Annotated in this window: 10 protein-coding genes; 4 read left to right on the plus strand and 6 right to left on the minus strand. The window is 31.6% G+C overall.

Going from position 1 to position 16172, the window contains the following annotated elements; all coding sequences use genetic code 4:
- The first annotated feature begins 1 nt into the window (after position 1).
- From phnC to T416_RS0102445, 3 genes are read left to right on the plus strand one after another with little or no spacing between them, the layout of a single operon-like run.
- Positions 2 to 883 (plus strand): phosphonate ABC transporter ATP-binding protein, encoded by an 882-nt coding sequence (phnC, locus tag T416_RS0102435; RefSeq protein ID WP_031489231.1) that lies wholly within the window; start codon positions 2 to 4, stop codon positions 881 to 883.
- Positions 867 to 3059, plus strand: coding sequence for a PhnE/PtxC family ABC transporter permease (locus T416_RS0102440; RefSeq protein ID WP_051675955.1), 2193 nt, complete (start codon positions 867 to 869; stop codon positions 3057 to 3059). The genes phnC and T416_RS0102440 overlap by 17 nt, the downstream gene beginning before the upstream one ends.
- On the plus strand, positions 3052 to 3996 hold the full coding sequence (locus tag T416_RS0102445) for a DHH family phosphoesterase (RefSeq protein WP_031489233.1): 945 nt from the start codon (positions 3052 to 3054) through the stop codon (positions 3994 to 3996). The genes T416_RS0102440 and T416_RS0102445 overlap by 8 nt, the downstream gene beginning before the upstream one ends.
- Positions 3997 to 4060: 64 nt before the next feature.
- Here T416_RS0102445 and T416_RS0102450 read toward each other — a convergent pair whose 3' ends face one another.
- The 3 genes from T416_RS0102450 to T416_RS0102460 are packed head-to-tail and all read right to left on the minus strand — an operon-like array spanning position 4061 to position 9195.
- The gene (locus T416_RS0102450; protein ID WP_031489234.1) at positions 4061 to 6142 is read right to left on the minus strand and encodes a DUF2779 domain-containing protein; all 2082 of its coding nucleotides are present in this window, start codon (positions 6140 to 6142) and stop codon (positions 4061 to 4063) included.
- Between the two features lie 6 nt (positions 6143 to 6148).
- A complete protein-coding gene (locus T416_RS0102455) occupies positions 6149 to 7438 on the minus strand; it encodes a potassium channel family protein (RefSeq protein WP_051675957.1) in 1290 nt (429 codons plus the stop codon).
- A gap of 11 nt (positions 7439 to 7449) precedes the next feature.
- Complete coding sequence (locus T416_RS0102460; protein ID WP_031489236.1) at positions 7450 to 9195, minus strand: hypothetical protein; 1746 nt, start codon at positions 9193 to 9195, stop codon at positions 7450 to 7452.
- 179 nt (positions 9196 to 9374) lie between these two features.
- Here T416_RS0102460 and T416_RS0102465 point away from each other — a divergent pair, with 179 nt between their 5' ends.
- The gene (locus T416_RS0102465; protein ID WP_031489237.1) at positions 9375 to 13496 is read left to right on the plus strand and encodes an AAA domain-containing protein; all 4122 of its coding nucleotides are present in this window, start codon (positions 9375 to 9377) and stop codon (positions 13494 to 13496) included.
- Positions 13497 to 13575: 79 nt separating this feature from the next.
- Here the strand turns inward: T416_RS0102465 and T416_RS0102470 are convergent, their stop codons facing one another.
- From T416_RS0102470 to T416_RS0102480, 3 genes are read right to left on the minus strand one after another with little or no spacing between them, the layout of a single operon-like run.
- The gene (locus tag T416_RS0102470) at positions 13576 to 14364 is read right to left on the minus strand and encodes a TIGR01906 family membrane protein (RefSeq protein WP_051675959.1); all 789 of its coding nucleotides are present in this window, start codon (positions 14362 to 14364) and stop codon (positions 13576 to 13578) included.
- A complete protein-coding gene (locus T416_RS0102475) occupies positions 14342 to 15151 on the minus strand; it encodes an Eco47II family restriction endonuclease (RefSeq protein WP_051675961.1) in 810 nt (269 codons plus the stop codon). Before T416_RS0102475 ends, T416_RS0102470 begins: the two co-directional genes overlap by 23 nt.
- Entirely contained in the window at positions 15135 to 16163 is a 1029-nt protein-coding gene (locus tag T416_RS0102480; protein WP_031489240.1) for a DNA cytosine methyltransferase, read from the minus strand. Before T416_RS0102480 ends, T416_RS0102475 begins: the two co-directional genes overlap by 17 nt.
- Positions 16164 to 16172 lie beyond the last annotated feature (9 nt).

Raw genomic sequence — 16172 nt, forward strand, 5'->3', positions numbered from 1 at the left:
TATGTCTTTAGATAAAAATCTTCTCCCAAAATTAAACGATGATTGAACGATTGAATGACAAAATGTCAGTAAAACTTATCCAAATGGTACTAAAGGATTAATCGATATTAATCTTAAAATCAAGCAAGGTGAGTTTGTCGCTGTCATCGGACTTTCTGGAGCTGGAAAAACAACATTACTTAAGACCGTAAATAAGATTAACACCATCTCTGATGGTGTTTTATCCGTAGGTCCCTATGAAGTTAATAAACTAAAAGGTTCTGCTCTTCGCAAGTTTAGAACTAAAGTTGGTATTGTTTTTCAAGGGTATAATTTGATTGAAAATATTTCAGTCTTAGCTAACATTCTTACGGCCCGTGCTCCGCTTATTAATCCCTTCCGCGCTTTTTTTGGACTTTACTCTAAAAAAGATCATGATATTGCATATCGTGCTCTTGCTAAGGTTAACATCCTTGAAAATGCATATGACCTTGCAAAAGACCTTTCAGGGGGTCAAATGCAACGGGTAGCATTAGCACGAACCCTTGCACAAAACCCTAAAATCATTCTAGCTGATGAACCAGTTGGTGCTCTTGACCCGATTATGGCTAAAGCGGTTATGGATGGTTTTCTTCTTGTTAACAAATCAGAAAACATTACTATCCTTGCGAATCTACACCATGTCGATCTCGCTCTTCAGTATGCAGATCGTATTATCGGTGTAAGAAAAGGACGAATTGTATTTGATGGTCGGTCAGAAGAAGTTAACCTAGCTATTTTGAAAAAGATCTACGGTGAACAATTAGAACAGTTTGATGAAGAACAATTCATTGAAACAAAACGTAAACGTAAGATTATCCAACGTGATATCGAGGAAAAAATTAAAAATGAAAACATTTTGTAAAAAGCCCCCACGTTTACCGAATGTTCGACTTGAAAAATGTAAATTATTTTTTGAAAAAATTAATAACTTTTTCCGTCCTAAATTCATTGATATTAATGGTCAAAAAGTAACAAAAAAATTTCCGTGGTTTTCCATTAGTGCTCTTTTCTTTGGAATTATTATTTTCGGTGTTGTAATATGAGCGGTTAAACCGGATTTGAGTAATCCAAACAGCCACCATCTTTTCTGAAAGAACATTGGTAACTTCTTTGATTTTAAGACTATCAATGTCGCTGGTGTCGATTATACTCCGCTCGGTACCTTTAAGCATGCTCTTAGTTATCTTTGACGTACAATTAGCTTCTCGATTCTTGGTACACTCCTTGGAATTGTTCTCTCTATTCCAATGGCACTTCTTTGTTCGAAGAATTTTATTAAGACACCAATTGTTTATATTCCTATGCGAATTTTTATGTCAATGGTGCGTGCTGTTCCACCTATTGTCTTTGCTTTTATCTTTAACTTCCTAGTTTCAAAAGAATTAGCGGCGACTTTTAGTCTTGCGATTTTTGTTTCATCAATTATGGCTAAGTGGTTATATGAAGATCTTGATACATATGATGCTTCAAATTACCAAGCTCTTCAATCTTTTGGAAATACGAAATTAGTAGCTTTTAAAAATTCCATTATGCCTTATTTGAATAAAAGAATATTCGCATATGGTTTTTATTCTTTTGAAATGGTTGTCCGTTTTGCCGCTGTCCTTTCTATTGTTGGTATTCCAACCATTGGTGAGTCGGTTGATAACTACCAAGAGGTCGATAAGTTTGGAGGTCTTACCATTGTCCTTTGAACTTTAATTACCTTTGTAGTATTGCTTGAAATTTTAAATTTCATCATTAAGAAGTTCTTTCTTGAAGCAACTCCTAAACACCCTAAGGTCGATGAAAAATTAGGTTATAACGATTATCTAAAAGCACTAAAAAAACAAAAACCTAAAACCTATTTGTGAAAAGTCTTTCTCTTTATTGGGATAACTGCTCTGGCTATTGCTGCTTTTTTCCAAATTAAGTTCCAACTTGCTAATAAGGCAAGTATCACCTTCTTTAAAAGTGGAATTAAATTATTCTTTAGTCCTGACTGGTCGGTCTTTGATCCTAAAAATTCAGTAAATGTGTTCCACCTTGGATTTGAAGCTCTTGCTGTTGCTATCGTCTCTTCGTTAATCGGACTTGTTTTAGCAGTTCCGGTCGCGATTCTCGCTTCATTTAATATTACAAGTTGGGGTTCACTAATCTTTAAATTAATGATTATTGTTTTAAGAGCAATACCGGCCTTCACCTTTGCTATTCTCTTTAGAACACTTTCGAGTGATTCCGTTGTTTTTGCTGGTACCTTAGCACTTGGGATTCACTCCATTGGGATGATGGGAAAACTTACAACACAGGCGATTGAAAAAATTCCTAAGAAATTCTTTGAATCACTTGATTCAATGGGAAGCAATGTCTTTATTAAGTTTAAGGAAACCTTCAAGGAAGTGTTCCCAATCGTAATGTCTCACTTCCTTTACCGGATTGAGATTAACTATAAGAGTACAACGGTAATCGGTGCAGTTGGGGCATCACGTTTTGGTTTTCAATTAAACATTTATTCAAGTGATACTGATAGTTGAAACATTCTTTCTTCTTACTTACTGTTTACCATCGTTCTCCTTATCACTCTTGAATACATTTCATCACTTTTAAGAAAACGTATCCTTGATGGCTACTTCTTTAAAGAAGATGTGTGATTTAAGAAATTGATTCGGTTCCATAACGGAGTCCGTGCACTTGCTTATGCTCGTACTTTAAACATTGATTTTAATAATCACAAAAAAACATTCGATTTCATTAATACTTATGGTGCTGCTAAATTTGATGTACTTTACGATAAGTTTGTCCGTGAAGGTAATTTAATGACCGTTAACCATCTCTCGAAAGTGATTTATTTAAGGGAACTTTATCATAAGTTATATACCTTCCACCTAACAAAGATTAAATCGGAAATCGCTCAAATTAAAGCTAATGTGAAGTGGAAAATTCTTAATAATAAAGATCAACATCTTTCTCCGTTAAAATTAAAGAAAGTAATTAAGAAGTCGCAAATGTATGCGATTAATCATTACTTTAATGAACAGGTAACATTCAATCATGTTTAAGATTAATGACCAATTAAAAAAAGATTTTAATACCTTCTGGAACTTTATCCAAAAAGCAGACAAGATTACTATTTGTACCCATATTGAACCAGATGGTGATACGCTTGGAACGGCGATTGCTTTACAGGAATTAATTAATCTTAATTTAAAAGATAAAAATGTAAAAATTTCTGGTGGTGACTATCCAAGAAACATTAGTTTTCTTATTGATGAACCAATCAGTCTTGTATCCGATGATTTTTTTCAACAATCCTTAAAAGTTGTTGTTGATACTTCAACAAAGCGTCGGATATACGATCAACGTGTAAAAACAGAAGAGTCAATTAAATTTGACCATCACCACAACGAAGGGGAGTGACTTTTTGGGATTGGTGGGGATTTTTGACCAGCAACCGGTGAGGCGCTTGTACTTCTTATTAACGAAATCGGTTTAAGAGTTAATCCTAAAATCATTACTGCACTAGCCGTTGCTATTTTAACTGACACCGAAAACTTAGTTGAACGAAACATCAGTGACCAAACCTTCCTTTGTATGGCTTATTTAATGCAAAATGGTCTTAATTACCAGGATACAATCCGTAAACTAAGTTTAAATGACGACGAAAAAACTCAAATTTTTCGTTACTTAAACATGAAAAAAACGATTGATGGAATTGATGTTTTACTTGTCAATGAACTAGTCACTAACGATATTGCTCGTCCGCTTGCTGCACTCTTTACATCCTTTTCTTCATCTGGAGTTTGTTTCTTATTATTAAAGAAAAAAGACGGAAATTACCGTGGTGAAATAAGATCAAAAGAGATGTTTGATGTTTCACAAGTAGCTTCTTTCTTCGGTGGAGGTGGACACTTTCATTCCGCTGGTTTTATTCTTGATGATATTAATCGACATCAGGAAGTCGTTAACAAAATTAACGAACTAAAAATGAAAAACTAATTGGTACTGGGCATCAGTACCTTTTTTATTTCGAGCAAAAATCCAACCAATTCTGGTTGGATTTTTAATTAATTAAACCTCGTTTTTTTAATTCTTTCTCGATGAAAAGATAGACAGCAACCATCGCTCTTACATCGTTTTCACAATATACTTTTGCATTGTTCATAAACTCGATTCATTGCTCACCAGTCATTTGATTAAAAAAACGCATTGTCGTCATATTTTGACACTCAAGACCATTTTTAACATCAAGTTTTTTGTAGTCGAGACATTTAGCTTCGAAATAAACAGAATTATCTTTATTGTATATTAAAGGTAAAACCTTTTTAATTGAATAAAAACCGTATAATTCCGGGTAGAAAAGATAATAACCTTTTGATGAAACCGTAAAGAATTTAGCAAGGTCAACCACATTTTTGTTAATGATTTCAACCTTCTTAATGTATTCAACCTCATTAATATACTTCGCCATTTCTTTTAGTCGCGATTTCTCAAAAGTTTCATTATAAACAATATAGGATGCATCATTACCTTGGTAAAGAGCATCAATGATATCCTTGAAAAAAGAAACATCTACTTTTGTTGGGTCGCACATCATATTATGACAAACAAAATCTTCAGTTTTTGTTTCACCATCATCAATAATGTAACTATTTTGGGTAACAATTTGGGTAAAGGGAAGAGTGTAGTCAAAGACCCTAATTGCAGAGTTAATACTTTCAAAGTCAAAGTAAACTTTTTTCTTTTTAATTGACTGAAAAAGTCGAGTGGTATTAGTACTATCGATTAGACTTTTGTTATCTTTAAATAGTTGTCGGATGTCAATTCCTTTTGTAGCATCCCCTTTGAAGATGCCAGGTTCCTTGAAGATGTCGAGATACTTATTAAGGTAATAATTTTTTTTATAGTAATTTTTCAGGTTAATAACCTTACCACTATACTGGTAAATTTGGTAACCAAGATGGATGTAAATTTCCTTTAGTTCCTTAAGAAAATCACAGTTTTTTCAGGCGGAGACATCATTTAAATTAGGATGAAAGTCAAGTGGCATTTCTCCTTGATAGATGTTACGGCTCGTTTCGTTAAGTACCGCTGTTAACTCTTTTATTACATTATCAAACTGGTTAATAGTTAATATAATTAAATCACCAGTTTCTTTGTAACTTTTAAGGGATCTATTTTGATTTATTGATGATAATTCTTCAGTGATTTCTTTGACTAAAGAAGCAATGTTAGTAAATGATTCAAGAAAGGAAAAACCAGGCAGAAATTGTTCGTCAACATTGTAATCAATAAGCTCATCTTCATTGACTTGTAGGTATGAAATATACCCCAGTTTTAATTTTCCTTTTTCCTCTTCGAGCGGTGAAAGACTTGATAAGGATGAATTTTGACTTAGCTTGGATTTAACTTTTTCATTAACTGTTGCACCAGTTTTTTTAACATTAAAATATTCAGTTAATGAAAAAGAAACTTCATTCTTTTTTAGTTTTTCGTACTTTACAATACAAAGATTAAAATCAATATTTTTATTTTTAAGTATTGGATAATCCCTTAGGACTCGGTATTGAAAATAAAGGTCTAAAAAATATTGACGCTTACTAGTTGTTGTACCTTTAGTTTCAATAAGAAGGTAGTTATTGTCATCGATTTTTACAAATGCATCTGGTTTAGTAATTAAGTTATTGGTGATGAAGACCGGTTGGAAAAGGATGATTGATGGGTGACTCGTAAGCAAATCATTTGTTTTTTTCATTAAATAAGAATGATCAAAAGTATTTTCTGTTTCAAGGTCATAGAATTCAGTGATTCCGTATGTCTTTTTCATTTCATCGATAATGAAAGAACGACTTTTTTCATCCAGGATGATACCTTCAAGGATCTTTGGATCATTCTGGTCGGTATTTTTATTTTCCTTGACTTGTTCACGGTAGAATTTCAATTCTTTGTAGTAAGAAAGGGAATCGAATTCATTAGATTCGTCATCGTCATTAAATGTATCTTCGTCGTCAATCTCGCTCTTATATCTTTTTAACTGAATAGCGAGTTTGCTCTTGATTTCAGCATTACTAAAAAACCAAGATTGCTTTGGTTTTGTATAGTATCCAATGTAATCATATTTGTTAATATAAATACTTTTTTTCATTTTAAACTATTTCTTTTTTCTCGGTTTAATAATTTTTACGGTTGGTTTGGTAAGAGTTTTTACCGATGTGGAAAGTTCATTAAAGTAATCAGCAAGTTTACGTTTACGTTTAACTCGTTGATGATGTTCTTTATTAATGTTTAAGTCAGTCTTAATATCGCTTTCGTCATCAGCCTTAACAATGTTATGTTTAAGAAGTTCAGCGACGATTTCCGTTTTAATTTTTTCACTGAATTCGTACATCAATCGTTCGTTTTCGTTTTTAAAAGCAATTAAACGACGATTATCACTTTGCTCACGACGCTCACCAATAATAGCTAGGATACCAGAGGCGAAAAGAGAAGTAATGAAACCAAAATAAGTTACCCCGATGAGACCAAGGACGATGCTAAATGCTTTACCTACAACAGCGAGTGGAACAATATCACCATAAGCAATAGTTGTTATTGTTCCAAAAACATACCAGAAGGTATCAAAAATAGTTTTTTGTTTTGCTTCCGGACTCGTAATGAGAATTTCGGGATGTGCTCTATAGTAGTCTTGTTCAATGCGGAATAAAATGAAACCAAAAAAGAAGGAAATGGTCAATAAAATCATAAAAGACGAAAGAAGGATTTTCCATCTTCTTTTGAAAACTTCGGTGAACAATTTCGTTTCACCTGAAATAATTGTGTATTGGATAATCTTATTATGTAACCCTAGTAACTTAGCAAGTATAACACCAGGGAAAACACCCATAACTGTCTTATCGAAAACAAGACTATCGAAGTGAATAAGACGAGTATTTAAAGATAAAGTATCGTCATTAATCAAGTTAATGTGTTGACTAATTGATACATTATAAACAACAATAACAATAATGAAACTAGCTAAATCAAGCAAGTTATTTCATCTTAATGGAGCAAGTAGAAAAGCTTTCGTTCGTGAGATGGTGTTATAAGAATAATCAGCATAACTAAGACGAATGAAATAATCAAGCATAAAGATGAAATTAAATCCATAATAGAATTTAAAGTACCTTGTAAAATAAACTGTAGTTTCATTAAATAAGGTAGGATCTTTTTGAATATCATCAAGTTTAAAAGAAAGATCAAACTTATTAAAAATGAAAAGCATGGATGTTGAAGCAACTACTACCATTAATGAAAGTTGATAGAAAAAAGATACTACTGATTCCCGAACAAGCATTTTTTCATATGCTTTCATACTTGTCCATTCAAAAAAGAAGTATCTAATCCGATTAAAAATAATGAGTTTATTATTTTTGAGAAATGATTTCCGTTCGTCGCTTGTCATAGTTCATCTCTTTACAATAGAATTTCATTAACAATTTCAAAAGCATTGTTAATGTTTCTGAAAATGATTTTAATATTATAAGCAATAATGATTAAATTTTTTACATGATTAACAAGAGCTTGCTCAAGAATCTTATTTAGTTCATCAACGTAAGTTTTTTCTTCGTTTAATTCAAGTACTTTTACATAAATAATTTCTTCAGAAGTGGAAACATATTTTTTGTTGTACCAGTGATTACCTAACTGTTCTCCTTCATCATTAGCAACGTTAAAACCTTTACCACGAAGGGAGTTAGTAATACTATCAAGTTGTTTGTCAACACTAAAAGTAATTGACTTATTTAATTTAGTTAAATCACTATAAATGTTTTTACTAGTCGAAGATCTATCAATAAAGAAATCCTGAAGGTTAAAAACAAAAGAGGCCTGTTTATAAGTGTTGACATTATTATTTAGGATTTGGTCAATCTTTAGAGCGATGTAATTTTCGTTATTTTTGACACCGCACGGTCTTCCATAAATACTTAAATCGTTCAATAAGTGTTCGAAACCAGTTTCATCAAGTGCTTTAAAAACAAGGAGACTAAAAAAGTCGACGAAGTATTGTTGTGATTCATTATCGGTTGTCATTTCCCTTTTTTCACAGTGGTTTTTGATGTCAAGGAGAAGCGAAATAAGTTCCTGATTTGTCTTTGAATAGTCAAGGAATTTATATAGAACATTAACAAAAGTTGGACTATTCGCAAGTAGACGTTTACTATTTATATTTGCAATCAAAGAAAGTTGATAGAAGATGAAATTCATTAGTCTTCGACCATTTGATTTTGTTTTATAGCGACTAAAAACTGATAACTCAGTTTTGTCGTTATCAAAGACATTTTGGAAGATTTTTCGTTCATCAATATAGATAAAACTTGAAGCATCAAAAACAACTGTGTTATCCATATCGTTCATTACTTTAAAGTACTTTAAGATGTTTGTATATTTGCTATTAACAGTGTCAATCGAGTCATAGAAGAAAACGTAATTATTATTTATAACGAGTTTACTCCGTTCGAAAAACCGACCAAAGATGGTTGTTTTTTCTTCGTAAGCATTACTCATTGAATTCGTAAAATAATTGTTGTAAATATCCATTAATGTTTTCGCGGTATTAACAAGAATGTAATCACGTTTGTTATTTTTGACATTGTTGATTAAGGTTACAAAGATTGAAAAAATTACCATTAAGATTAAGGTAAAACAAAAACCCATAATTGCTTGGAAAGCAGAAATTCCTCATACTTCAATAATTGGTTCAATACGAAGCAAAGTAACCGAAATAAGCGGAATGGCAATCGTTGTTCCAAGAGCACTGAAAGCGGTTAAAATCGGGAGAAAAATACTCTTAGTTCGAACATTATTCTCCTTATTTTGGTGGATCGTTTCAAGTTCATCAAGTTTTCCCATAATCGTTTTAAGACGACGTTTTTTTCATCAATTAAGAAGAAAACCATCCCCTGGGAGATTCTTGAAATTTTTAATGCTTACATTCGCAAGCAAAAAGTTTTTAATGTCTGAGATACATTGCTCTTCACTTGCTGTTGAGACACTTGATCAGTCGGGAATTTCAACATCCATTAGGTTGATCAAGTCATTAAAAACCTTGTATGTGTTTTGTTCACTAACACCATGCAGAGCCACAACTTTTTTGTGCTTTGAGACAAGGGTTTTTGTTAATTTCTCAATCTCAAGTTCACCACTATTGTTTGTCGACATTGATTCTTACCTTATTATATATTTAACCTTATTAGTAAATTATAAAGTTTATTTTTCAATAATGCTATTTAATGTGCAATTAATATTTTTTATTTTTGAATATGAAAGTTAATCCAAGGTATGGTGGTTTTTTGTTGTATGATTTAAGGTAATAATTACTAGTAATTTTTAGGATGAATATGAAAAAAGCAATCAAGCAAAAACTAATGAACCTAGTTAGTTTAAATCCGAATGATTCCGTGATTTTAACTAGATTGAGTCAAACTAAACACATCGATTTATTTAAGTATGTTGACAAGCAAGACTTACTTGATTTTGTTTATAACGAAACCGGGATTCTTGAACTTAGTACAAATCAGGATGTCAACCTTTTTGAAGAAGAATTAAAGAAAGCTGACGACTCTTATCAATTTATTAATGTATGTACATCCTATGGGATTAATTTAAATGAATTTCGTATTAATCTGCTTAATAAAAACTTTAAGGATAACAAAAAGAAGGTCATCCAGTATGCGATTGAGCAACTTCTTTTGTTTCGGAAGAAATTCATTGCCATTAATCGTCTTGCAAAGACATATTATGATGATACAACTGTCTGACCTCTTTATCTTGCCTTTAATTTTATTAAAGGAAAAGTACTTGCAAATGAAGCTTTTAAATCACCCTTAACACTTTTTAAAGTTGAAATTCGGGAAGAGGCTAACCGTCTTTATCTTGCGAAGATTCAAGATGAATCAGTTGTTAATGAAAAACTGCAAATTTTTCTTAAGAAAATGTATCAGGAAATCAAAATTGATGCAACCGAACTTCTTTCAACTAGTGATATTAATAAAGTGATTAATAATATTGAAAACACTGTCGGATATGAAATCGCACTACCAACTGATGAACTTGTTCCTTTTAACAACGAGAGTGAACAAGACATCCTAAATCGCTATACTAATTTTGAAATCGAACCTTCTTCTATCCTTGGTGTTTTTGAACCGGATGGTGGAGCCTTAAAAGAGGATCTTCATAAGATTATTGAACAAGATATTGATCCGTTTGAAACAGAATCAAAAAACGGAATTAATAAACCCGTTTCCTTTTATGAAGACAAGGTTATTAAAGAACAAATGGTGATTGAAATCGGTCACCCTTTGAACATCTATCAAAAATATGCAGTAGCAAGTTCTCTTAATCAGAATACTTTAATTTACGGTCCTCCAGGTACTGGGAAAAGTGAAGTGATTGCTAACATTATTTTTAATACCTTATTAAAGTCAAAAACTTGTTTGCTTGTTTCGGAGAAAAGAGCAGCGCTTGATGTTCTTACTGAACGAATTGGTTCATTAAGTCAATTTGCTCTTTATGTTTATGACACATCAAATAAGGAAAATTTCTACAATAAAATCGCGAACCTGAATGACCTTCTTGGGACACAATGATATAGAGAAACAATTAAGGGAGGAAGCAAGAAAAATGAACTTGAGACAATCAAGTTTACCCCTGAAGAATCAATGTATCTAAAAAACTATAGTGACTGGAATAACGAACTTGTCGAACTGGTTGAAAAACATTGAAAAATTGAAGGTTACCAAGACGGGATTTATAAGATGGATTATGCCTTATATAATCGTGTAAAAACTAGTCTAGGAGAGCAAATTATTAACGAATGGTTAACCCCTAAGCAATTTTTTGAAGGTCAGGATAAGCACTCAACTCTATTTGAAGAAATTACTACTATTTTTAATGAATATACCTTATTAAAAATCGAAGATTTATTTCAAGCTTATATCAACTATACAACCTTTATTCGCAAGTTCAAACTAAATGATACATATAGTAATGCTGAAATTCTAAAACACCTTAGAGTAATTACAAATAAAATCAATGTTCATAACGATATTGTTACTAGATTTTTAATGAACGAAAAAGAAGTGACAAGAGCAATTAATAACTACAATGAATTTCTGCTTGTTAACAACCTAGGTGAAAGTGAAACTTTTAATAAGAAAACACTTAAGGAAAAGAAGATTTTTATTGAGAAAATTGGTAATTACTTGAAATTTCGTAAGGAAGTGATTGAAAAAGACTTTACTCTTTCGAGTAAAACACCTGAGGAATTGATTGAAATTTCTTTGATGTGTGAAATCTTTTTCAACAAGCACCGAAAACTACTAGTTAAAAATGAATGATACGAATTTATTCGTCGTAATAAGGAAAAGATTATCGCTTTCCTTCCAATATATGATGTGCAGAACACCGAAAACAAGCAAATTCTATTTGCAGAATTTATCTTGAAACGAAACATCATTACGGCTCACGATCCATCAGATGAATGCACACTTTCATTAAAAGAAATTCGTCAAGCAAATAAAGAGGCAACTGAAATTGTTGAGCTTTTCCGTGACTATATCGAAAACATTAACTACCTTTCAAAACCGAGAATGGATGAACTATTCCTTTACAAGGAATTTTTAGACCAAGATATTAATTTCCTTTCTAAGTTGTATACTCTAGAAAATATTTTTACACCCAATATGCAGGAAATCATTCGTGAATGGTCGTGACTTTCTCTTCCTTACTTACGAAAACTCTATCTTGAACCATTAATCCTATTTGATCTTGAAAAAGTATTACCAATTATGAGTCAAGTTTCAACTTTCATTAATAATGAACAATTTAAACAATTAAAGATGATTGTCCTTTGGGAAAGCATCATTCAAGCGGTACCTACTTTTAATGAAACAAAAGGAAGATTGCTACAAGACATTGTTAGTCAACTTCGCAAGGAATCGATGAGAAGTGCATCGGTTGTAGGAGAAATTACCTTCCGTCGTTACATTAACAATTTAAGATCATATTTGACTAAATTGCCACAAGCGGATAAAGAAGAAATTACGAACGCCCTTCGTATTGCTTCGTCAAAAACATGACCTAGTGTTAGTCGGTATGTCAGCAAATACTATAATGCATTAAAGAAATTATTTCCAATTTGGGTAGCAAGACCAGATAATGTTGCTTCTCTTATTCCACTTAAGGAAAATGAGTTTGATTACGGAATTTTTGATGAGGCTTCACAGATGACAATCGAACGAAGCTACCCTGTTGTCTATCGATGCAACATCAAAGTTGTTTCTGGTGATGATAAACAGTTAAAACCAACATCATTCTTTGTTAATAAACTTGATGAAGCTGATTATGAACTTGATGACTTTAATAAGGTTGATAGTTTACTTGAAAGAGCGAAAACTAGTTGGTGAAATGAGTTTCATCTAAGAAATCACTATCGTTCAAACACGAAGGAACTAATTGAATTTTCGAATAAATATATTTATGACAATAAACTTGAATTAGCAACTCGTCAAGGATGCTTTGATAAAGGAATTGAAGTGATTAATGTAAATGGGATTTGAGATAAGGGAAATCCAATTGAAGCTGAAACAACAGTCGCTACTATTATTGACCATTGAAAGTATTACGACAAAATTCTTGTTGTAACTTTTAATGCAGTTCAAGCTACCCTGGTTGAAAACTTATTGCTTGAGCAATTGCATATGTATGAAAAAGGACTTGTCGAAAAGATTGACCGTAATGAAATTATCATTACCAATCTTGAAAATGTACAAGGGAATGAAGGAGATCTTGTAATTCTTTCTGTCGCTTATGGACCAAATCCAACCGGAGTTATACGAAATAATTTTGGTCCATTAAATGCGAAAGGTGGTGCGAACCGTCTTAATGTTGCCATCACACGTGCTCGTGCGAAATTAATTGTTATTAAATCGCTTTATGGCCATCAAATTCAAGTTAGCAACCATAATAATACGAATGCTATTACTTTTAAGAAATTTATTGAATACATTGATGAAATTAATGAATCATCAAGTCTTTCTGAGACTTTAAAAGGGTTTGATGAACAAACTCAACTTGAATTTGATAATGACCTAGTTAAAGAAATTTATAGCGAATTAACTAAGAAACTTTCAAATAAATACCAAGTATTCCCAAATTGAAATATTGGTACAAAGAAGATTGACCTTGCCATCCTTAAAAAGGATACAAAAGAAGTTGTGAAAACAATTCTACTTGAAACATGAAAAGCAAATGATAGTATTAAGGTAATGTATGAGGACATTGATCGTCAATACTTCCTTGAAGATCGGGGATATTCAACCTACCGGATTAAAGAATATGAATGATACATCGATAAACATAAGATTATCGCGAGAATTAACGATTCTTTAACGAATGCTAATAAGAAGGACAAAATCGACTATGTCCTTTGACAAAAAACTCAAGACTCATTAAATAACTAAGAGTCGCTCTAGGACTTACTTAAAACTAAAATGTGAATAATAAAAACACCTGACAAAAGAAGGTGTTTTTTCTTTACTTTTATTTTGTTTTTTCTTCCACCATTAGTTTAGAACGATAGTTGAAAAAACGATGATTATAGATTTTTTTTTCCTTTTCTTTGTCTTTTAATTTTCACTCTTTTCTTTTCTTAATAGCATAATTTATGATTTGATAAATAATGAAGAATAGACATAGCGAAATAAATAATACTCCAATAAAAATAGAAACATTTAGGAAAAATTCAGTTGGTAGAATCTTAATAATTTCATCAACATTACCATTAAAATCATAATTATCTTTTCCAGGAAAAAAGATGGTATGAAATACTTCAAAAGCTCGGTCAAAGTTAATGGAAACAAGAATCCCGATAATGATTATGATAAGAAAAAGAATAATACTCGCAATAAAACCAATTTTTATGATGTCAACCTGATACTTCTTTAATTTAATGGTAAGAATCAAACTAAAAGAAAGAACACTTGAAATTCCTAACGATGTAAATGAAGCGGTAAATAAGTTTTTAACATCAACAAAATGCTCCATTCCCGGAATTGAATATTTTAACTGTCCCATCTTAAATGAACCACCGAGTGTTAAATAATCAAGTAGTTCGTCATATGCTCTTTTTAACTCACCATAATCCAGTTTACCTGCCTTAAAAGTTAGACTATTAATATCAAGATTATTAAGATGATAATAATAAAAAGGACGGATTAAAATTGGTAATGAGATGCTAAAACTGATAATGAATAACATTATGCTAAGAGTTAGAAAAAAAGCGATTGCTTTATCTCTCGGATTAGTTTTATTTTGTTTCTTCTCTTTCATTTGCTTTATTTTCTTCTTTTATTTTAAAGGAGAAACCTTCATATGTCTCAAAAGCGAGCTTATATAAAGCGACAAGTGTCACATTATCTATATTTTTTAGTTCATTGATGACAGTATCTTGCTTTGCTAATAAGTTTTGGTTTTGAAGAATAATTTTTTCGATAGTGTTAGGTAATTGCATACAAATAATTTTGAATGCATCTTTTATTCCAGTTACCAGTTCAAAAAATTTATCAATAGAAATCCGTCTTAGATTAGGATTAGGAGTTTGTTTAACTCCGTCAATTGAGACGATTCAAGGTATATTTTGAGATCTTTTTGCAATTACTTCAACAAGAGAACAAATACTTGTGTTTTTATCTACTGCATTAAGAAGATGGCTTTGCATTTTTATATATGTTTTAGCTGATGAAGAACTATTCATTGTATTGTGCTTATTTTTCATCTCTATATAGTATGTAAGATTGTCATTCTTAAAAATGATGTCTCATCCTTTTTTTGGTACAGTGCAATTTTTAATGTACTTAAAGAGATTTTGGTGAAAATAACCTATTACATTATTATTACTTTTATCTCTTTGTCTATGGATTTCAAGTTTGATGATTTCATCATAACTTTTATTAAAAATAGTTTTATCAAAGAGCAGTTTAATAGGATCAATTAGTTGAGAATTAAATCTTTTTAAGTTAATACATTTTAGCGACTGACTATATTGAGATATCGTGGATTTAACATGTGCTTCGAAGTCTTCTTGTTTTATGAATGGAATATTATATTCTATTATCATTTTTTAAATTCTCCAGATACTGAATAATTTTTAAACCTATTTCCTTAGCAAGATTAACTGGTACGGCATTACCGATTTGTTTATAAATCGATCCTATTGTCCCAGTAAAGATTCATTCATCGGGAAATGACTGAATACGGGCATTTTCCCTTGTTGTAAAAGGTCTTGTTTCAAGCGGATGACATCGGTCTGTTTGCTTCATTCCAGGACTTGTAAGTACTGTTAATGATGGTTCGTTCATACTAAGACGTCTAAGAATACCAGTGCGACCACCTTGCATATCTCAACAGCTTTTCATGTATTCTTTAGCAATATCCATAGGGATATCCCTTCAGTACCCACCTTGCGGTACTAATTTAAATATCTCTTCTTTATATTTTGAATATTTAGCCCCTAGACTTTCTGGAACATTAGAGAGGATATCTTTTAATACCGGTTTATACTTTAATTTTTCAGGAAAAATGAATTCATTGATGTAAAGATCATTTCTAATACCAACAATAATTAAACGTTCACGTTTTTGAGCAACACCGTAGTCTCATGCATTTAATATCTGGTATTTAATTTTGTATCCGCATTCTTTGAATATACTAAGAATAATTTTTAAAGTTTTACCACCATTATGAGATAAAAGACCTTTAACATTCTCAAATAACATCATTTTAGGTTGTAGTTTTTTTAAAAAAATAGCATAGTGGTAAAAAAGAGTACCACGAGCATCTTCGAGACCAAGACGTTTACCTGCATAGCTAAAACTTTGGCAAGGAGCACCACCTGAAAGCAAATCTAATTCACCTTTTGCAATTTTGAATTTTTGTTCCAAGTCTTCCTTTGAAATATTTTCTATGTTTTCACATAAAATATTCCAATTTTTTCGATTAACTCGGATTGTGTTAGCTGCATTTTTATCAATCTCAACAAGACCGATATGGTCAAATCCAGCCTGTTCAAGTCCAAGAGCAAGACCACCAGCTCCTGCAAAAAGTTCAATGCTTTTAAACTTATGACTCATTTACATTCC

The organism is Ureaplasma canigenitalium ATCC 51252 (assembly GCF_000712165.1).
GTDB lineage: Bacteria > Bacillota_I > Bacilli_A > Mycoplasmatales > Mycoplasmoidaceae > Ureaplasma > Ureaplasma canigenitalium.